This window comes from Capnocytophaga sp. oral taxon 332 str. F0381, assembly GCF_000318275.2.
GTDB classification, from domain to species: Bacteria; Bacteroidota; Bacteroidia; order Flavobacteriales; family Flavobacteriaceae; genus Capnocytophaga; species Capnocytophaga bilenii.
This window is the reverse complement of the sequence record NZ_KB291317.1, coordinates 1-18,805: the sequence shown is the minus strand read 5'-3', so window position 1 is coordinate 18,805 and position 18,805 is coordinate 1. Positions and strand designations below refer to the sequence as shown.

Here is an 18,805-nt window from a genome sequence, read left to right as displayed (position 1 = left end):
GATTAATGGTTGATGAAAAGGTTTATTTTTTGTTGTGTTTCGGTATCTACAGGTAAATATCTATTGACTATGAGTGTATCGGTTTCATCATCGTGAATAAAAGTATGAATGCTCTTTAAAAAGGGTTTTTCTTTTAAAAGAATTTTATATTGATCTGTACGAGCGTTACCTTGAAACATATTTACCTCTAATGTATCGGCATTATTTACAACATTCATCTCATTGACTGTGATTGTATCATCATAAAACATATAAAAATAGGGTATTAAATATGATTGTTTTGAATAGCGCAAATAGTATTTTGTACTTTTTTCGTCTTGATAGCACTTTATAGTATCTCCTCTAAAAAGAATTTCCTTTTTGTTAGCTTCTTCAAATAGCGCTACATTCTGTGTGTTTTGTTGTTTTTCAACACAGCCTAACAAAAGCATTAATGGTATAACTATCAGATATTTCATATTTTACTTTTTTTACTTTTCACAAAAGATAGTATTCCCAACAATAGTACTACCCCTATTGCGTAATATACAAAGGCGGGGGTGATAATCTTGTCGCCTGTGGCATAGCTATGCATACCTGTAAGGTAGAAGTTTACACCGAAATAGGTCATCAATATACTGCCAAAAGCAACAACACTCATAAAATTGAACGCCCACAAGCTGCGCATTTTGGGTACTAAGCGTAGGTGGATTACAAAGGCGTAAATCATTATACTAATCAGTGCCCACGTTTCTTTAGGATCCCAGCCCCAATAGCGCCCCCAACTTTCGTTTGCCCACATACCGCCTATAAAATTGCCAATAGTGAGCATCACCAAACCTATAGTAAGCGATAGTTCGTTGACAATGGTAAGCTCTTGCTGAATTTTTTTAAGCGTAAGAGCGTTGTTTTTGGTAGTAAAAATCATCAGTAAAAGATTGATAGTCCCCAAAAGCATTCCTAAGGCAAAAGGACCATAGCTGGCTACAATTACAGCCACGTGCAGCATCAGCCAATAGCTATTGAGTACAGGCTGTAGCGTGCCAATAGCGGGATCCATCCAGTTCCAATGGGCTATCATCAGTATCATAGCGGTTACAAAAGCTGTGGCTGCTACCGACAGAGGAGAGCGGCGAGAAAAGAAAAGTCCTGCGCCTATAGCCGACCAGCCCACGTAAATCATACTCTCATAGGCATCGGTAAAAGGAGCGTGCCCTGATATGTACCAACGCAGCATAAGCCCCATAGTATGAAGGGCAAAACAGCACCAGAGCAGGGCAATGGTCAGCTGGGTAAGTATTCTAAACACTCGTTTAGGGGTGAAAATATGCCATAATTGCACAATAAATAGTGCTATGCCAAGATACAAATACGCCTGAAAAAGCCATTCAAAAATATTGATGCGGTTATACCAAAGTTCTGTTGTTACTTTGTAGGGTGAAGGGAGTATTGAAGCCGAATAGAGCTCTTGCTGCAGTTTAATGTTGTCTAATACCTTATCGGCTTTGCTGTAATCACCTGTTTTTGTGGCTTGTTGCAGCAGGATAAGATAGGCTGGCAGCGCGTTCTTTACAAATTTTTTGTAGAGTGGGTCGGTAATTTGGAGAGTATCCCTTAAGTAATCTAAGTGAGAAATCCACTTGTGATTGGTATCGTTGGGCAGAGGGAAGACTTTGAAAATGTCGCCTTGCAATGCGCGATTTAGCAAACCGATGCGCTGGTCTACTTCCTTAAAATCTTTCTGAAACTGATTGGGAGTATTAGTATTGTAAATGTCTTTTAGCAAAGGGGCGAGTTTATAATGCCCTTGTACATCAAAAAAGTCGCTGGGTTTTATCCATTTACTACCCTCTTTTACACCTAAAAAGCGATGCAAACTATCATTAGCTTTCTTTACATACACAAGTTCGCTCTCATACCACAATTGCGGACTGAGAAGCATAGAGAGCAGCACTTGGTCGGCATTGAGCCCTTGGTAAGTGTCGTGCTTGCTGAGTTTTCTTAAGAGTTCTGAAGAAAAAGTATTAATGGGCTTAATGCGTCCTTCATCTTGAATAAGGAGGGTACCAAATTTAGCAGCGTGGGTTTTATCTACTACAGAATAAGATTGAGCCGTTAGTAATGAAGTAGTTATAAAGAAAAGGAAAAGAACCCCCGCTAATCGTTCCTTTTGTAGTGATTTAAGCTGTTGGCTGAGTTTCCTAAACCGCGACTTGCCTACAAACATAAATAGCAACAACCCAATAAACAGCAGTGAATAGCCTATATAAGTAATCAGCGTACCCCAAAAATCGTCATTTATCGTAAGTACAGAGCCTTGCTCATCGGGGTGAAAAGATGATTGAAACAAGCGGTAGCCTTTGTAATTGAGGATATGATTCATATAAATATCGTAATTGAAGCTATCTTCACGACTATCAATCAATACTTTACTTTTAAATGAGGCATAACTATTTTCAGTTCCTGGATATTTATCGGCTATAAAATCATTTAGTTTAATGCTAAAGGGCAACAATACCTCACGCGCTCCATAACTAATGTGAAAATCTAAGCCATTGAGGCTTGCAGTTGTAGGTGGGTGTTGTAGCCCCTTGTGCCCCATCACAGTAACTTGCTGCCGTTCGTTACCCGAAGTAATAGTAAATACCACTGTGCTCATTCCTTCGGCTTGTTGTGCAAAACTCTGATAATCCACCTGGAAGGGTTTTCCTTTAAAATCAGAATGCCATTGGTAATGATTGGAAGTATAAGTAGAGAAAAGTACCTCTTTTTGGTTTCGTTTTCTGAGCGGTTTTCCTTGATAATCACCATCTACTAAAACTGTAATGTAAGTGCGGCTAGAAAGATAGGCATTAGCAGTTTCACCCTCGCGCAATGAGATAGTACCTTCATCGCCAAAATAACGCGTAATGCCCGCCCCCACAATGATAAATACCCACGAAAAATGCAAAATAAACACTGCCCAATTTTCTTTTTTTAGCAAGCGATAACGTTGTATATTCCCTATAAAATTCACTACAAAAAACACTATCATCGCCTCAAACCACCAAGTGTTGTATACCCAAATGCGTGCTGTATCAGTATCGTAGTTGCTTTCTATGAAAGTACCACAAGCCATAGCGGCTGCAAAGGCAATAAAAAGAACTGCCATCAGCTTGGTAGAGTAAAAAAAAGAAAGAATTTTTCGTATCATAACAGCGGCAAAGATACGTTATTTTTGATAATTACCAAAGTAATAAATAGGGTATTTAATTTTATTTTTTTGAAAAATATTGGTATTTAAAAAAATAATTGTACATTTGTGCGATTATTAAGTATTTAAAAAATGGAAAAGTTTGGCGATATTATCAATGTAAGCACTCCTGTACTACTATGTTTTTATTCTGAAGGGATTGAAAACTCACTGCATATGAATGCGGTATTGCGTGAAGTTGTTTCTATTTTTAAGAGTCACGTAAAGGTAGTAAAAGTAGATATAGACAAAAATAAAGAACTTAGTAAAGCACTAAAAATTAGCACAATACCCACTATTATCATCTTCAACAAACAAAGTTTGATATGGCGAGGAGAAGGATTTCAAGATACAGAAGTATTGATGAAAGAGCTCAATAAATTTTTGCAGTAATCAGGGGTTTATGAAGTGTAGTGAGAAATAAGAAGCCCTACTACCAAATCATAACTATTAATACCCGCACTCTGTTTATTTACTTTTAAGAAAACATTATAGCTGGACTTGAATACAGGTTCAGCTTTATTTTTATATTGTTCCCAGAAAAGACGCACTTCTTTGTAATTTTCAAAAATACCTTTGTGAACCTTTGCTCTCAGTTCTTCGTAATGCTGAGGGACTACCATAGCTACCTCACCCAAAAAATAACGCAAAGCAAAAAGCTCGGCACTGTAATTAAAATAAGGATTCTGAACTTTTTCAGCTGCCAAATAGCCTAAATAATTCGCTTCTTGTTCAGCAGCATACCCCATTTGGTGCGCTATCTCGTGGCAAGCCGTAATAGGAGTACTATAACCCACCATCAGTCCGTTTACTTGGGCTTCATTGGTAAAGGGATTTAGATAACCACTATAGCCCATATAAGTAAGTAATTTGCTGTACAAGGAATGTTTAACGCTCTCTATAGCCTTAAAATCAGTAATACCTTGTCTATTCAATGGGTAAGCTGTTGCAGCAATGCGATATATTTCAGATTGTGATAACCAAAAATCTACCTTAGTACTATCATTTGCTGCCAGCTTACTATGCAAAGCGTTAGCGCGTGCTATACAATTTTCGGTAGCTTTTAGCAATTGCTCCTCTGTATATTTTCTATCAATATGAAGACTTTCTGCCAAAGGTATTCTAAAATAGTTAAAACCCCACAGCATAAAGAATGCAAAAACAAGGCGTATTAGTTTAGTAAATAATTTGTCTAAAGCCTTTAGCGGTTCTTGCCATAACTTCCTGATGTATTTCACTACCCCAAGAATAATGGCAATAAGCAATATAGTATAAAAAATATCTCCAAAAGAAAAAGGCAGCCATCCCCACAAAAAATGCTGTATTTTGGCAATAAAAGGATAAATACCACAGCTATAAATAGACTCGGTGAACGCAGGAAAGTTACGAAAAACCAACCATATTACTACCAAAATAGCAAGTATAATATATTTTCGCACTGTCTTTTTCTTCATTGCTTCTATTTTTTATCGTCTTTACCCTCTAAATCTCTCTCAAATTGTTTTACCTCTCTAAGTTGCTCTACAATTTTATCAATAGTTTCTTTTTTATCTACTTCAATAGGTATTTCCACCTTCAAGTATTCCCAACGTATCACCAAATTCACTTTGTCATTAGAGATAGCTTCAAATGAAAACTCCAGCGACTCTTGCAACTCTTTAGTTTGCGTTACAGGTACGGTAAATTCTATAGCATTTTCATTGGGGTCGTAACTATAAGCACCCCAAGCGTTCGAGTCGTAGTTGAGTACTACCGTCCATTGGTGAGCCTCTGGGGTTACAAATATAGCATAATCACCTTTTTTTACGGGTAAACCTCCAAACTTTACTGGCTGATAAAATGTAATACTTGTAGCCTGATTAGCCCCCAAGCGCCATATTTTGCCATAAGGCACTAGTTCGCCAAATATCTTACGCCCACGCACACTCGGGCGACCATAATCTACTGTAATTTGGCTTACTGAAAATTGTTGGGTAATCACTTGGCGCGGACTTGCCATTGGGTAACTAAAGTTCTGCCCAAACGACCACAAGCCGCACAACAAACATACTATAGAAGTAATCTTTTTCATCTTATTCAAAATTCAAGTTCAGAAGAAAACCGCGAGTTTTCATACCATTTAGGTTGCTCGTCCAAGGGCTATTAGGGTCGTTATCGGGTACCAACTCATTGTTGATAGAGAACATCGCCCTTGCCGAAGCCGAAACCCTAAAATAATGCGTATAAAAGTCAATACCCAAGCCAAACTCATAAAAGTATACATTCTTTTTTACGCGAAAAGTACGATCGGCATTATCAATTGTTAGGTTGTCGTTGCTACTAAGGTTGAAAACTGTCGATGCCCCTGCTGTAAGAAAAGGCTTCACGTTAAACCAACGTATAGCACTGTATTTCAAGAGCAAAGGTATGTATATATAAGTAGATTGTGCATCGCGCTCCCAATCACGAGCTTCACCAAAACCAGGGAAAGTAAGCACACGCTTGTTGTATACCAACCCAGGTTCTATGCGCAAATCCAATTGTTTTACCAAACGCATTGAGCCTGTCAGCCCTACATTGAAGCCTATTTTGCGTTCTGTAAGCACCTCTTTAAGCCTATCTACACCATAATTGAGTTCGTTGTAGTCTATTTTAAAATCAAAAGTATTTGCTCCAAAATAGTAGCCCCATTGGTAGCGCTTTTCATCAAAATGCTCTAAATTTATCATTGGTTGCTTGAATTGTGCATAGAGTTGAAAACCACCCATACACACAAGTAACATCAATAGAGTTCTTTTCAGACTTTTGTTATTCATTATTTATTTTTATTTTCTATTTATTTGCAATGTAAATGGTAGCTACCCCTCCTAAAGTTTTAGGGTGATAGCTCGTATGCTGATAGCCTACCTTATCCAATATTTCCTGAAACTTCTTGCCATAGGGAAAGTGTATGGCTGAGTTTGATAGGTATCGGTATGCCGAGCGGTCTTTAGAAAACAACTTGCCTACCAAAGGCATCACATAGTTGGTATACAAGTGATACCCCTGCTTAAAAGGAAATTTTTCAGGCACTGAAGTTTCTAAAACTACCAACCGACCATTAGGCTTTAGCACTCGTTTTATTTCAGAAAGTCCTTTTTCTAAATCCTCAAAATTACGCACGCCAAATCCCACCGTTACAGCATCAAAGCTTTCATCAGCAAAAGGCAGTTGCTCACTATCGCCTTGCACTAAGGTAATGCGGTCGGTAAGGTTGCGCTTTGCCACCTTTTCACGCCCTACCGATAACATCCCTTCCGAGATGTCTAAGCCTGTTATTTTTACCCCTTCTATTTCGGTGAGGGCAATTGCCAAATCGCCTGTGCCGGTAGCCACATCCAATACTGCTGTAGGGTGTATTTCAGCTACTTTTTGTACTACAAACTTACGCCATTTTATATCCGACCCTAAAGAAATAACACGATTTAGCCCGTCATACGTACCCGATATGGTATTAAACATTTGGGTAACTTGTTGTTTCTTGCCCTGTGCCGAATTTTGATAAGGTGTAACTGTGTTTGCTGACATACGATGCGTAATTTTTTGCAAAGATACAAAATAATTATAAATGACAAATTACAAACCACAAATTATTTGCGCCAAGATTTAATAGCTAAGTGTATTGCTCGTATGCTTTTTTTAGATGTTTCTTTACTTCTTCAGCCAATGAAGCAGGCGAAAGCACTTTCACATACTGACTGCGAGCGCATATCTCCATCACAAAATTGTAGTTAGGAACAAGCTGTAAGCTGATACGCACCTCATCTTCATTATCCTCTAATAGCTCTTGCGAAGGGTGCAGTGGTAAGGTTTTAACGTACTGCCCCTGCTCGTAGTCAAACGATAAAATGATTTCTTGCGGAGGTGTCTCCGTATCAATCATTACCCCATAAGTATTTTTAAAGAGGGCTTCTATATTCACCTTTTGGCGTTGTGCTTTGGTAGCTGTAACCTCCAATTGCGTGATACGGTCTAAGCCAAAAGTCTTAAACTGCATAGGCTCTTTGTGCTCTGCTGCTATAAGATACCAACGCCTGTTGTGTTCCTTTAAGGCATAGGGCACCACCTCGCGCTGGCGAGCTATCCCTTCCCAAAATTTGGTGTAGAAAAACCGCACAGTACGCTGTTTTTCTATAGCCTCAATAATGTCTTCAATATAGTTTAAACCCAGCGTTTTCTCTTGTCGTTCAAATAGTAGCACCTCTTGCATCTCTTTGGTGCGGCGGTAAGCATCTACCAATAAGATATTGTCAAAAATAGCATAGCGATTTGCTAGTTCACTTTCTTCAATCACCCACCTATCTCTGCCATTGCGCACTATGTAAATCATAAAAATATCTTCTAACAGATGCCTATCCCGCTGAAAAGTCTTTTCCGAAAAAGTAAACTTATCTTCCTCGCAGTCTTTATCCTCGTGTTTCTGTTTTAGGTAGTCATATAGCTCCCGATAGCTAAGTCCCTCTTCAGGAGCTCTTTCAAGAGCTTTTACAATATACACCAATCGCAATAATTGTTCTTTTTTAGCCATAGTTTTTTAGTATTATATTTCAGTAATTGTTTTAAAATTTTTCAGTAGCCGCTCTATATTCTCTTTGCCTACAGGGTTTTGGCTGTGTACTGCAAAAGCAGGCAAAGGCAACTGATGGTCTAAACAATAATCCACCAAATATTTAGCACAATCATAGCCCGAAAGCCCCTCGCCCAAATCGTGGTCAAACGAGATAAAATCAGGCAACCCATACCGCTGAAGATAAGCTACAAATTCCTCATAACTATACACCCGCTCAAACCCCTCAGGAGTAGTACGGAGGTCATCTAAATAAAGATTCATTGTATTACTTTAAAAATTACACGGCAAAGATACAAAACAAAGTGGACATATTATGACCAACTGCATTTTTTCTTCAATAAAAAAAGAGGCTGTCCAAAAAGTCTTTAAAAGTATGATTGCGCCACACACTTTGACAAACTTTCAGAGTTTGCCAAAGTTAATTACTCTGATAATCAATCACTTTTATTCATATTGTAGGGGCGATTGCAAATCGCCCTTACAAAACAAAACTTTTCGGACAGCCTCCTTTTCTTTTTTACTTACTCAAAGATTTTAAGCAACTCGTCTTTACAATCTTGTCCATCTTGAGTAATTTGTCCATCTTGAGTAATTTGTCCATCATATTTCCACACATACTCTTTAGCTTTATAGATGAAATGCACATCCCACCCCCAGAAGAAAGGTATTTTCTTACCATTGACCTCTAATTGCTGTTCTGTTTTGATAATATCTTTATCAACTGCTTGAGCTAATTTTTTATTTCGCTCTTCTCCTATGATACAACCATAATAATATCCTGAGTAATAAGGTGGATATAAAATATGAACTCCCGAAGAAGAATGATATGTAAAACCTCTGTTATTAGGTCTTCTTTGTTGTATAGCTTGTAACAAATTTGTTTGATATAAGTCTTGATGAGGCTCTTCATAGCCCTTCATTTTAGAAGGTTGTTTAACAAGTTCTTCTAAAGGAATAGGGCTATCTAATACTTTTAGAAAATATGCAGATGAGTTTCTGTCATATTCTAAAATCTCTTTCCAAGTATCCTTTTCACAATCATAGGTTAATCCGTGAGTAAGTAAATGCCACTCATCAAATGTTGCTACCAAAGCCCGTATAAGTAACATATTTTCTTTGTATTTATCCTTTACTCCCTTCTCGTCAAACATTTCTTTGGCTACTTGGTAACGTTTTTTGAAAAGGGATAAATCATTTTCAGTTTCGAGGAGTAAGAAACCTATATCTCCTTTAAACATAGGGTGGTCTTCAGCTTCCCAAATAACATCCTTCCATTCAAGATTAGCTACAATACGTTCTGCTTTCTGCTTTTCTTGTGTTACTTGATAGGAAGCAAAATTTGATTGGATAGCAGTTTTGCAGAGATACCAATAAATATCTTGTACTCCCTTTAAGAGTTCACTCATTAGTTTGATAGCATAAACAAAAGTTTGAGGACTATCAATAGTAGCATTTTCAACAATATTACGTACTACTCTGATAAAGTTTTCTCTGATTGCTTTATCCTTAACATTTATAAAAAGTTCACTAAGAGCATAAAAGAAAACACGTTGTGAGTAAGTAGCTCTATCATATTTCTTTTCAGTTCCTTTGTTTTCGTCTTTAATAAATTCTTCAAAAAAGCCTCTTTTATTATCAGAATTGTAATATTTCCATAGTTCTGTTTCTATTGAAATCTTTTCTACTGCGCTATAAAAGTCCAAATAAAACGTGAAACGCTTAAAATCGCTTTCTTCAAAGTCTTCAACTCTTACACTGAGGGGATTCTTGAATAGTTCTTGGATTCTTTTTTGCTGTGTCTCACTATTTTCTTTGAGCGCATAACCTATCATAGCCATACCTGCAAAAAAGTTGATTACCTCATAGTCGATAACATTCACTTCTCCTCTATATTCCCAAAAAAGGTCAGTGTAAATGGTGTCCATTTTGTGGGAAAAATGATCTGTTATACAATCACTTTCTTTCCATTTTTGCTCTTCAATACGTTTTATCAAATTCGCTTTGAAGTTTTCAGAAGCAGTGAGTTGTTTTCCCCGTGCATTCATTTTGATATACAAGGAATCAGTGAGTTTATAAGCTCCCATATCAAGTTTATCAAAACTAATAGCTTGAGTGTTGAGCAATCTTTCTAACATTTTTGCTATGGAAGGAGCTGTTAGCTTTTTGAATTTATTATTTAAAGCATCAAGCATATCCAGCATAGCTATTATAGAAGGGTCTTGTTGCCAATCTTCTGAGAACCAATTTTGCTCTTTTATTTTTTTAGAAATTGTTTCGGGCAAAGATTTGGGGTGAAAGGCTATAAGTTTTTGACAGAAGGCTGTAGAGCTTCTCCGCGTTTTATAAGTAAATTGCCTTTCATCGAAGTTGATTCCTTTGGTGATATTTGCATAGCTCTCAGCATCTTCAATTCTGCATTTGTTGAGTAAATACCAGTGAAGTAGGTATAAAGTAGTAAGGCGTTGTTGTCCGTCAAGAGGAAAGAAAAATCCATTTTCGAAAGTGCCATAGATGAAGTCCAAATCACAATTAGTTGTTTCATCGATGAGGGCAGCATATAATGAATCTATGAAAGCATCTCTTTTCTCAGCTTGGAGATTACTTCCTTGCACATAATCACGCTGAATTAAAGGTATTTCGATATTGTTATCCCGGTAGAATGATATGAAGTTTGACTTCACCTCTGTATTAGTTGTTTGATTTTCCATTGTTGTTTATATTTCTTTTGTAAAATATTCATAAGCCTTTTTTATAACCTCAAAGTAAGCTTCTCTGTCGTCTTTTGTCCAAAATTTCATATCAGAAACAGTTTTAGAAAAATGTTTATTGAAAACATAGTTGGTAGCAAGAGGAATGTAGGTTTTGTTTTCTATTTCACGTTCTTGCAAAATTGAACGTTTGATATCTATCAGATTATTGCTAAGGGCAGCATTAGTATCTTTGTCAACTAAAGCTATATTGTACAAAGTATGCTTGTGACCATCATCTATACCTACCTTAGCATCAAAGAATTGATCTATTTTTTCTATGGCTTCTTGGCAGATGCTCTTTGCGTTTTCAAATTCTTTTTGGCTTGAGAGTTTTTCTTCAAGGGTAGCGATGGCTTCAGAAAGTTCCTTGTCACACTGGGTGTCAAGCAAAAATATTTTTTTTGCATTTGTATACCACTCTTTTGCATCCTCGTATTTTACATCATCTTCAAAACTGAGATGTTGTGGATGAATGTGTTCAAGACTTGTTACATTAAAATCTTTGAACTTTCTGAAATTAAATCTTGAATTGATACTCTTGTTTGTCAGATATAAGTATATGTTTAATGCTTCAAGAATTCTAATCATTCTTGTGTTGTTTACACCATATACAAGTTCGTGTAACTCAAGAGGTAAGCTATTAGCTTTTTCTTTTATTTGTATGAGTTTGCCGATTTCTCTTTTAAGATAAGATTGAAATATAGTTTTATCGTTCTCTTCAGAAGTATATTGCCTATAGATTTGCTCTACCAAAGAGGTAGTATCTGTATTATTCCTTAAAAGTGCATACAAACCAATGAGATGATAGAAATCATCGTTAGTGTACCAGTTTCGGATAGCGTTATATGCATCTTTAATTTTAGTCCACAAATCATCTATTTTTTGGGCATATTCAGCTGGTGGAATATTTGCATTGAGGCCAAGGTATTTTGAAATAATATGAAAATCACGTCTTTGAAAATCAATAATGTCATATTCATTCTCAACTTGTATTTGGGCAGCGACAAACTTGAGGAGTAGTTCTATATGGTTAGCAGGATTATAGTTACTAGGAGCTAACATACCCCATAACTGTTCGTTATGTAAACCTTTTTCTATGTCATCCCACTCCGTAGCAATTCTGAATAGTCGTTCTTTCATTATATTTTTGCTATAAGGAGAGTTGTCGTTAGGATAGAGGTCACTTTGCAAAATAAGTGCTTTGATAAGTTCTGTATCAGTTAAACTTATTTTTCCATAATTAAGACGTGAAAAAACTTTTATAGAATCTGATTGTTTGTCATCATCTCCTTTTTTTTCTTCACCAAATTCGTACCAAATAATTCTTACATTGTGCAGGTCTCTGTTAGGATTGTTAGGGACTAATGTGTTTAGAACCTTATAAGGTTCACCCTCCCAATTACTAATAGTGTCAAAAGCCTTCTTTAAATAGAACAAATCAATGTTTTCTAAATAGTTGTCACTTAATTCTGTTGCTTTTTGAAGTAAGTTTTTTCTACTCTCATATTGTATGGAATATACTTTGGGATGTTTGGAGTCTAAGGCATCCCATATAGTTTTGAATTTTAGAGCGTTTAGGATAAGCCACAATGTGGTCAATCTCTGCTGACCATCAAGAAGGTCATAAACATCTCCTTCTTCTGTACTAAGTTTTGAGTTCTTTTTTACTACAATAGGCTGAAGACAATAGAACTCATTCTCTTCTTTATCCTCTTTATCAGCAAATTCTTGAATATCATTCAATAAAGCTTCTACATTTTCTTTTTCCCATCTATAGCCTCGCTGATAACTTGGAACGTTAAACTTCTTTTCCAGAAGTTCTTTGAATGTTATGATTTTAAATTGCATATTAATATTTTGTTGGTTGTATGTATAACACTAGTCTTTCAATATAATGCTATATTATACAAGTTCTAAAAGTTAAACAATTCTTAGTTGCGTTTGCTCCAAATTCTACCTCCATTCTTAGAAACATAGAGTCCTTTGGAAGTAGTAGCTAAAAGCTCTGAACCATTAGCTGAAATAGACTGAAAGTCTCCACAAGAAGAGCCTGTATAACGGCTACTCCAAATTCTGCCCCCATTAGTGGACACATATACTCCCTTAGAAGTGATAGCAATAATCTCACTACCATAAGAGGTAAGATCATAAAACGCTCCACAAGAAGAGCCTGAATAACGAGAACTCCAAATTCTACCGTCATTGGTAGAAACTTCAATTTTGTTACTGTTGGTGGGACAAATTCTCAGTAATTCGCTCCCTAAGTTAATTAAATTCGCCATATAATTTGAATTAATTGGTTTATACTCATCTTTTAAAAACGCACCAAGCGCAGGCTTCCTATTACTTCGTCTGGAGCCCGACCAAAGGCTAACACAAAAGCAAAAAGGAATACCTGCGCTTATAAGGCAGGCATCTCGGCATTTGCTTTCCTTGTGTTATTGAAAATGTTTGGTCGTATTCCAGAACAGGAAAATCAAAGCGAAACGCTATATCGTTGTATGTATTTGTACCTCTATCTCAAATATTCGTATACTTTTTAAATTTGCGACAAATATACAATCTTTTCCGGATATATATCCCTTTTTGCTAAAAAAGTTTTATTTTTCCTTTTTTCAGCCGCAAAGATATAGTACAAAGTGGACAGAATAGGTAGGATAACAATATTTTTTTTTATTTTTTATACCTCTATACATTTTTCCCAGTCAAAACCTTCGTGTTCCTCGCGCATCACGTAGCCTAATTGATTAGTGAGTAGCTGGGTGTTACCTACCTTAAAGTCGGGCTGGTTGAAGTGGTGATGCCCATAAATCCAATAATCTATAGGGTTTGAGACAATAAAATCGGTCAGGTCTTGCGCAAAGGCTTCATTTAGCGGACTGTCGGCATATATTTCGGGGTAATGCTCTTTGGTGGGTACGTAGTGGGTTGCAACTACGATACGCTCTATCTCGCCAACTTGCTTGGCTTTCGCTGCTTTTTTCACTTCTTTCTTCAAGAAACGCACCGCTTCTTTATTGAAATAGTTAAAATCAGCTATTTCTAAGGAGTCAATTTCACCTCCTTTAGCAGGGTTTAGCACAGTAATATAGCGGAAATCATTCATTCCGTACTTTATAGCTTTTTCGTTCTTTTTGCTGATATGGCTCCACATCGTGCTAAGTATCAGCTGAGTGTTGCCTATACGCTCGCTATAGTTATCTACCAAGTAGAGGTTAGGCACTTCTTTCAGTGGCTGCTCACAGCGACTGCTGGCGTAGTGGTGCGTATAGAGGTAATACTCGTGGTTACCAGGCAACCAAAATACCTTTTCAAAACCCTTGCAAAGGTCAGCTATCTCACTTTTATAGAGGGCTTTAGAGAGATTTACAAAAGGCACAAGGTCGCCAGCGATGATAAGAATATCACCCACCCGCTTTATAGGGCAATTGCTCAAAAAGTTTAAATTATCCTCAAATTCAAGGTGTAAGTCCGAACAATATTGTATTTTCATAGGCTGCTATTGCTGTGTTTTAATAACATTAAGAAGAGAGAGGAGGTCATCTGCAATTTCTTGTTCAATAGCTTGGAGTTGAGGGTAGTTATTTAAGATTTTTTTTACAAACCAAGCATTTACTTCAATGCTAAAAGGTTCTTTAAAGGTGTTTTTGTAGACCTCTATGTTTTCTAACTTTTTAGGGTGTTCTAAAGAACGGAAAGAAAGATATTTTTCATTTTGCTTTAGATCAATCCTGAAGTCTAAAACATCATTTCCAACTCCCTTACATTGAGCTGCATAAATGTTTTTCTTATTTTTCCATAGAGTAAACTCTAATTTTCCAGCCAAAATTTTGTTTATCTCTTCAATATTAACATCAGAAGCTTTTACGTTAGGTTTGAAAGTAAAAGGTTTGAGAGGCTTACCTTCATAAAACTCTTTTATGTTAGTATCAATAACTTCGTATTCTGCTGTTGACACGGCATAAGAAGGGTGAGAAATGGCAAGTACTTGTTTCCCAAACAAATCTCCTCCTTGTACAAGGAGTCGTTTAGTTTTACCTTTTAATAGTGTTTTTTCAATTTTAGAAATACTTTCCATACCTTCTAAGCCCAAAACAATAATATGTTTAGGATTGATAATCTCAATAAACTTCTTAGTAAGTTCTTTACATATTTGTATTGCTTCAGTATGTTTCTTGATTTTTTCAAAAACAGAAGTGCCAAAGTACACATAATTCATAAAACAGTAGTTATTACTATCTACTGCTTGCTTGATAAACTGAATTCTGTTTAAGCCTCTAAAGATTTTCCATTCTTCTTTTTCCTCAATAAAAGGATTGCCTTTTAACAAGCGTTCAATGGTCATCTTACCATCTTTAAATTCCCATTTATCCTTTGTCTTTTGTTCATTATACTTTCCTTCTGATCCTGGGTTTAACCCAATAATCAAGAGTTCAGGGTTCATTTTAGCTTCTGTTTATAGGGGGTAGTAAGCTAAATCAATTTGTTCGGCAATGGGGGTGATTTTCTCTATCACTTCAGCTGCCCATTGTTCTAATTCGGGTACGAATTTACTCATATTAGTTTTGTTTTTCGTTACAAATATAATAATTAATTTTGATTTAAATGGTGTTTAAACAATTTCTTTTACTATAACTTTTAAATGTTCTTTGTATTCATCATCTTCAACGTAAAAATGACAAACCTCGCTCTCACAAGATTTGCCATTTCCTAATTTCCTAATTTCCTAATTTACTTAAACGCTTTCGTTTTATTCTTAATAATCAGTTCTTTTTGTTCAGCAGGGATAGAGTATTTATTGCCATAGGCAGCACCTTCCCAGTCGCCGTAAGAGTAGTTAGGCAAGATGATAAAGCGCTTGCCAAACTCGTTGCGGTTGTTGTGCACAGCTTCAGAGCGTCCTTCGGGGGTACGGCTGTCGAAGTCTTTGGCAAAGTCGGAAAGGTTATCGCCCATTAGTAGCACGATGTCGTAATCTTTAGCTATCTGTAGGCGGCGGTTTTCTTTGCTTTTTTCGGCAGTGCGGAGTATCAGTCTACCATCGGAAGGGAAAGGAAAGTTGTACTTGCGTAAGTTCTTGGCAGTACCTTCACGCTCTTTCTCTAAACGATTGGTTACGTAGAAGATAGCAACACCTTTGCTGTCGGCGTATTTAAAGAAATCCAACGCCCCTGCCAGCGGTTTGGCATCGCCTAATACCGTCCATTCTTCCCACGCCTCTTGCGAGTAGCTGATTCCTTGTTTGGCACAGTAGGCTTCAAAAGGCGAGTTGTCTAGGAAAGTCTCGTCAATATCAGTAACGATAGCCAGCGGTTTATCGCCTTTTTTAGCGAGAGCCTCGTCTAAACGAAGCTGAGCTACATTGAAGGCTTGCAGACAAAGAGCCTCGTATTCGGCAGCATTTTGCTGAAAGTAAGAAGACCATAGTTTGCCGTTGGCAATAAGCGCACTTTCGCCCTTGGAGGCTTGCGCTGCGGTAGTAGGTTTAGTAGCACAACAGCCCCCTAATAACAGAGCCGCTACCCCAATTAATAAATAATTCTTTTTCATAATATATCAAATATCAATTTTCCTATATAAAGTCGCTTTCTAACGACTAAAGACTTATTCTACCTTTTTATAAAGATATTTTTTTAGTTCTTCTGTTGTAATACAAATATCATAACCTTTTTCTTTTAAACCATTAATAAGAATTTTATCTCCAGTCCAAATTTTATGTCCTTCTTGTAGGTGCAATGCTACAAAAGGGGCATCATCAATATCTATATCTCCTACAATACTCTCGGCTTTATCTCCATACTCTTTTAAAATATCTTTTTTATCGTAAAAAGTAATATCTTTTGTGATATTTTTTAAAATATCCAACACTTGTTTCTCTGTTTTCTTAGTGTTTTTCACAAGAAGAGGCAAATGTTCTTTAATTTCCTCTAAAAGATAAGACGGAGCTATAAGCTGAATTTTGCGTTTTTTCTCATTTAAAATCGTAGCTATTGTACCTTTGGGGCTATAAAAACAACTAAAAATGATATTACTATCGGAAATTACTATCATAATTATCTTCATCTTTATATAGCTCAGCTCTCCAACGTTTAGCAATTCCTCTGTTTATAGACTTTGATATAGCCATAATTTCATCGCGGTATTTTATAGGAATACCGTGCTCGTCTTCTTCAAGTACTTCTTGCTCGTTGATAAGCGTTTTCTCAACTTCTTTTATAGGTGAAATTTCTACAAAATCGAGGTTTCTTGCAAACTTTACAAAGTCTAAAGCTGCTTCACTATCATTGGTTATTGTAATTGTGTAAGGCATAATATTTAGTCGTTAAGTGCGATCCGCACAATTATAATTCACTAATTTTCAAATTCCCAAATTTGCTAATTTGCTAATTTCCTAATTCCCAAATTTCCTAATTATCTTATCTACAATCGTTTGGGCTAGTTTTTCTTTGCTTTCAAGTGTCCAGCCTGCTATATGGGGGGTTAGGATTACATTGTCAGCCTCCAAAAGGTATTTAAACGCTTCGGGCATCTGTTTATCGCTAAAAAAATCTTCAAATGAGGCTTTCTCATACTCAAGCACATCCAATCCTGCCCCCAATACTTTGCCGCTTTGTAGGGCGCGTACCAAATCATCGGTAATGACGCTCTTGCCGCGCGCTGTGTTCAAAAACCAAAAACTCTTGGCAAAACTATTGATAAACGCTTCATTTATCATTCCTGTCGTTTGGGGCGTTTGTGGGGTGTGCAGACTTACCACATCTGCCTGACGGAAAAAATCTACTAAGGTTACTTGGCGAGCATTTTCATCGCCTTTGTTGGGCAGTATATCGTAGCAAATTACTTGGCAATCGAAGCCGCGCAGCTTTTTAGCAAAGCTCTTGCCCATATTGCCGTAGCCTATAATGCCTACGGTTTTGCCGTCTAACTCCCAACCGCGATTTTCTTCGCGCAACCATTTGCCGCTCTTGATTTCGTTATTTGCTTTTTTAAACTTGTTTAGTAGCGATAGTAGCATTCCTAAAGCGTGTTCGCCTACCGCGTTGCGGTTGCCTTCGGGGGCTGCTATTAGCTCAATGCCTTTGCTTTCGGCATAAGCTACATCTATATTTTCAAGCCCTGCCCCTACCCTACCTATAAATTTTAGCTGGGTAGCTTTGTTTAAAAATGCTTTGTCAATAGGGAACCTACTGCGAATGATAATCCCATCATAATCAGCTATTTTTGCTTCTATTTCAGCCTTAGTGCTGGTGTAGTCTTCGTGGTTTTCAAACCCTTGTGCCGCAAGCTGTGCCAGCATCAAGGGGTGGTTTTTGTCTATATGAAGTATTTTCATCGTTTTATACTTTTTGCCGCAAAGATACAAAATAATTATTAATGGTTAATGTTTAATGATTACGAAATGAAGAGGTTGTCCCAAAAGTCTTTAAAAGAGTGATTATGTTACACACTTTGACAAACCTTATAGAACAACCTCCTATTATTTATTAATTAGCCACCTACAGCTCACATCACTACCCATTTTCTAATTCTCTCATTTGCTAATTTGCTCATTTGCTAATTCTCTAATTTGCTAATTCTCTAATTTGCTAATTTTTCCACTAACAACTAAAATCGCCCGTGCGGCTCGCACCTAACGATTAATTATTATTCTGAAATGATTTTTTAAATTCATCGTACAATTTATCGGAGGCGTTGAGGTCTTTGATAGTTTTATAGCGTCTCCCTACCACTTTGGTTACTCTGTCATTTTCATCGCAAGTAATCAGATAAGAATGCGTAAAACCATCTTTAGGCTCATAGAAAGAAGTAGCATAAACTTTATTCTTACTCTTTTTCTTACCCGATGAGGCTAAGAGTTCTCCAAAACCTTCTTTAATAGTAATATCAGTAGGCAAGGCAGGAGTGTTGGGCGAATAAATATAAAAGCTAACTTTCTTATCAGGCGAGGTAAAAATAGCACTCACAAAAGTATCATCGTTGTTAGCTGAAGGCATAGAGCCTTCGGCAGTGAAATTAGCTGGGTATTTTACAGTAAAATTACTACCGTAAAAATCTTTCTTTTGTGCATAAACTCCTAAAGTAAGCACAAAAAAGAAAATAGCAATAACTGATTTGTTCATAATCCTTGATTTTAATAATTATTTACTCTGCTGTTTTATATCCTTTTCGGACTTCTTTCACCCATTTTTCGTTTACCCATTTAAAAATAAGGTGTTTATACTTTGTCACGTCCTAAAAAAGGTTTACAGTTATCTT

19 protein-coding genes are annotated in these 18,805 nt (G+C 36.7%); 1 reads left to right on the top strand and 18 read right to left on the bottom strand.

The features are described 5' to 3' along the window. Positions 1–2: 2 nt before the first annotated feature. Both HMPREF9075_RS07095 and ccsA read right to left on the bottom strand, forming a co-directional pair. On the bottom strand, positions 3–458 hold the full coding sequence (locus tag HMPREF9075_RS07095) for a hypothetical protein (protein WP_009415831.1): 456 nt from the start codon (positions 456–458) through the stop codon (positions 3–5). Continuing rightward, positions 455–3,130, bottom strand: a complete 2,676-nt coding sequence (ccsA, locus tag HMPREF9075_RS07090) for a cytochrome c biogenesis protein CcsA (protein ID WP_009415830.1) — start codon at positions 3,128–3,130, stop codon at positions 455–457. The genes HMPREF9075_RS07095 and ccsA overlap by 4 nt, the downstream gene beginning before the upstream one ends. Before the next feature lie 174 nt (positions 3,131–3,304). On the opposite strand from ccsA, the gene HMPREF9075_RS07085 reads away from it, so the two are divergent. Further along, positions 3,305–3,604 (top strand): co-chaperone YbbN, encoded by a 300-nt coding sequence (locus HMPREF9075_RS07085; protein WP_009415829.1) that lies wholly within the window; start codon positions 3,305–3,307, stop codon positions 3,602–3,604. Positions 3,605–3,612: 8 nt separating this feature from the next. Here HMPREF9075_RS07085 and HMPREF9075_RS07080 read toward each other — a convergent pair whose 3' ends face one another. From HMPREF9075_RS07080 to HMPREF9075_RS07005, 16 genes are all read right to left on the bottom strand, one after another. Next, complete coding sequence (locus HMPREF9075_RS07080; RefSeq protein WP_009415828.1) at positions 3,613–4,665, bottom strand: DUF3810 domain-containing protein; 1,053 nt, start codon at positions 4,663–4,665, stop codon at positions 3,613–3,615. 5 nt (positions 4,666–4,670) lie between these two features. Then, on the bottom strand, positions 4,671–5,210 hold the full coding sequence (locus HMPREF9075_RS07075) for a DUF2911 domain-containing protein (protein ID WP_009415827.1): 540 nt from the start codon (positions 5,208–5,210) through the stop codon (positions 4,671–4,673). A 73-nt stretch (positions 5,211–5,283) separates the two neighbouring features. Then, a complete protein-coding gene (locus HMPREF9075_RS07070) occupies positions 5,284–6,006 on the bottom strand; it encodes a porin family protein (protein WP_009415826.1) in 723 nt (240 codons plus the stop codon). 16 nt (positions 6,007–6,022) lie between these two features. Beyond that, on the bottom strand, positions 6,023–6,757 hold the full coding sequence (gene ubiE / locus HMPREF9075_RS07065; RefSeq protein WP_009415825.1) for a bifunctional demethylmenaquinone methyltransferase/2-methoxy-6-polyprenyl-1,4-benzoquinol methylase UbiE: 735 nt from the start codon (positions 6,755–6,757) through the stop codon (positions 6,023–6,025). A gap of 85 nt (positions 6,758–6,842) precedes the next feature. Then, positions 6,843–7,757 carry a YafY family protein gene (locus tag HMPREF9075_RS07060; protein ID WP_009415824.1) on the bottom strand — a complete coding sequence of 305 codons (915 nt, stop codon included), beginning with the start codon at positions 7,755–7,757 and terminating at the stop codon, positions 6,843–6,845. 12 nt (positions 7,758–7,769) lie between these two features. Next, positions 7,770–8,060 carry a cyclic-phosphate processing receiver domain-containing protein gene (locus tag HMPREF9075_RS07055; protein WP_009415823.1) on the bottom strand — a complete coding sequence of 97 codons (291 nt, stop codon included), beginning with the start codon at positions 8,058–8,060 and terminating at the stop codon, positions 7,770–7,772. A 260-nt stretch (positions 8,061–8,320) separates the two neighbouring features. Further along, positions 8,321–10,507 (bottom strand): DUF262 domain-containing protein, encoded by a 2,187-nt coding sequence (locus tag HMPREF9075_RS07050; protein ID WP_009415822.1) that lies wholly within the window; start codon positions 10,505–10,507, stop codon positions 8,321–8,323. 6 nt (positions 10,508–10,513) lie between these two features. Continuing rightward, a complete protein-coding gene (locus HMPREF9075_RS07045) occupies positions 10,514–12,397 on the bottom strand; it encodes a DUF262 domain-containing protein (RefSeq protein WP_009415821.1) in 1,884 nt (627 codons plus the stop codon). Positions 12,398–12,480: 83 nt separating this feature from the next. Next, positions 12,481–12,831 (bottom strand): hypothetical protein, encoded by a 351-nt coding sequence (locus tag HMPREF9075_RS12875; protein WP_198144779.1) that lies wholly within the window; start codon positions 12,829–12,831, stop codon positions 12,481–12,483. A gap of 398 nt (positions 12,832–13,229) precedes the next feature. Then, positions 13,230–14,042 (bottom strand): metallophosphoesterase, encoded by an 813-nt coding sequence (locus HMPREF9075_RS07035; protein WP_009415819.1) that lies wholly within the window; start codon positions 14,040–14,042, stop codon positions 13,230–13,232. Between the two features lie 6 nt (positions 14,043–14,048). Next, entirely contained in the window at positions 14,049–14,993 is a 945-nt protein-coding gene (locus HMPREF9075_RS07030; protein ID WP_009415818.1) for a uracil-DNA glycosylase family protein, read from the bottom strand. Between the two features lie 287 nt (positions 14,994–15,280). Then, positions 15,281–16,099 carry a 5'-nucleotidase, lipoprotein e(P4) family gene (locus HMPREF9075_RS07025; RefSeq protein WP_009415817.1) on the bottom strand — a complete coding sequence of 273 codons (819 nt, stop codon included), beginning with the start codon at positions 16,097–16,099 and terminating at the stop codon, positions 15,281–15,283. Positions 16,100–16,153: 54 nt separating this feature from the next. After that, complete coding sequence (locus tag HMPREF9075_RS07020; RefSeq protein WP_034557137.1) at positions 16,154–16,600, bottom strand: PIN domain-containing protein; 447 nt, start codon at positions 16,598–16,600, stop codon at positions 16,154–16,156. Then, entirely contained in the window at positions 16,581–16,859 is a 279-nt protein-coding gene (locus tag HMPREF9075_RS07015) for a hypothetical protein (RefSeq protein ID WP_009415815.1), read from the bottom strand. Before HMPREF9075_RS07015 ends, HMPREF9075_RS07020 begins: the two co-directional genes overlap by 20 nt. Before the next feature lie 81 nt (positions 16,860–16,940). After that, entirely contained in the window at positions 16,941–17,882 is a 942-nt protein-coding gene (locus HMPREF9075_RS07010; protein WP_009415814.1) for a 2-hydroxyacid dehydrogenase, read from the bottom strand. 304 nt (positions 17,883–18,186) lie between these two features. Continuing rightward, positions 18,187–18,669, bottom strand: a complete 483-nt coding sequence (locus HMPREF9075_RS07005; RefSeq protein ID WP_009415813.1) for a hypothetical protein — start codon at positions 18,667–18,669, stop codon at positions 18,187–18,189. Positions 18,670–18,805: the final 136 nt, after the last annotated feature.

What these genes read in the sequence shown, in the direction of transcription:
- HMPREF9075_RS07095 (WP_009415831.1), bottom strand. Translation starts at nt 458, where the DNA reads ATGAAATATCTGATAGTTATACCATTAATGCTTTTGTTAGGCTGTGTT.
- ccsA (WP_009415830.1), bottom strand. Translation starts at nt 3,130, where the DNA reads ATGGCAGTTCTTTTTATTGCCTTTGCAGCCGCTATGGCTTGTGGTACT.
- HMPREF9075_RS07085 (WP_009415829.1), top strand. Translation starts at nt 3,305, where the DNA reads ATGGAAAAGTTTGGCGATATTATCAATGTAAGCACTCCTGTACTACTA.
- HMPREF9075_RS07080 (WP_009415828.1), bottom strand. Translation starts at nt 4,665, where the DNA reads ATGAAGAAAAAGACAGTGCGAAAATATATTATACTTGCTATTTTGGTA.
- HMPREF9075_RS07075 (WP_009415827.1), bottom strand. Translation starts at nt 5,210, where the DNA reads ATGGCAAGTCCGCGCCAAGTGATTACCCAACAATTTTCAGTAAGCCAA.
- HMPREF9075_RS07070 (WP_009415826.1), bottom strand. Translation starts at nt 6,006, where the DNA reads ATGAATAACAAAAGTCTGAAAAGAACTCTATTGATGTTACTTGTGTGT.
- ubiE (WP_009415825.1), bottom strand. Translation starts at nt 6,757, where the DNA reads ATGTCAGCAAACACAGTTACACCTTATCAAAATTCGGCACAGGGCAAG.
- HMPREF9075_RS07060 (WP_009415824.1), bottom strand. Translation starts at nt 7,757, where the DNA reads ATGGCTAAAAAAGAACAATTATTGCGATTGGTGTATATTGTAAAAGCT.
- HMPREF9075_RS07055 (WP_009415823.1), bottom strand. Translation starts at nt 8,060, where the DNA reads ATGAATCTTTATTTAGATGACCTCCGTACTACTCCTGAGGGGTTTGAG.
- HMPREF9075_RS07050 (WP_009415822.1), bottom strand. Translation starts at nt 10,507, where the DNA reads ATGGAAAATCAAACAACTAATACAGAGGTGAAGTCAAACTTCATATCA.
- HMPREF9075_RS07045 (WP_009415821.1), bottom strand. Translation starts at nt 12,397, where the DNA reads ATGCAATTTAAAATCATAACATTCAAAGAACTTCTGGAAAAGAAGTTT.
- HMPREF9075_RS12875 (WP_198144779.1), bottom strand. Translation starts at nt 12,831, where the DNA reads ATGGCGAATTTAATTAACTTAGGGAGCGAATTACTGAGAATTTGTCCC.
- HMPREF9075_RS07035 (WP_009415819.1), bottom strand. Translation starts at nt 14,042, where the DNA reads ATGAAAATACAATATTGTTCGGACTTACACCTTGAATTTGAGGATAAT.
- HMPREF9075_RS07030 (WP_009415818.1), bottom strand. Translation starts at nt 14,993, where the DNA reads ATGAACCCTGAACTCTTGATTATTGGGTTAAACCCAGGATCAGAAGGA.
- HMPREF9075_RS07025 (WP_009415817.1), bottom strand. Translation starts at nt 16,099, where the DNA reads ATGAAAAAGAATTATTTATTAATTGGGGTAGCGGCTCTGTTATTAGGG.
- HMPREF9075_RS07020 (WP_034557137.1), bottom strand. Translation starts at nt 16,600, where the DNA reads ATGATAGTAATTTCCGATAGTAATATCATTTTTAGTTGTTTTTATAGC.
- HMPREF9075_RS07015 (WP_009415815.1), bottom strand. Translation starts at nt 16,859, where the DNA reads ATGCCTTACACAATTACAATAACCAATGATAGTGAAGCAGCTTTAGAC.
- HMPREF9075_RS07010 (WP_009415814.1), bottom strand. Translation starts at nt 17,882, where the DNA reads ATGAAAATACTTCATATAGACAAAAACCACCCCTTGATGCTGGCACAG.
- HMPREF9075_RS07005 (WP_009415813.1), bottom strand. Translation starts at nt 18,669, where the DNA reads ATGAACAAATCAGTTATTGCTATTTTCTTTTTTGTGCTTACTTTAGGA.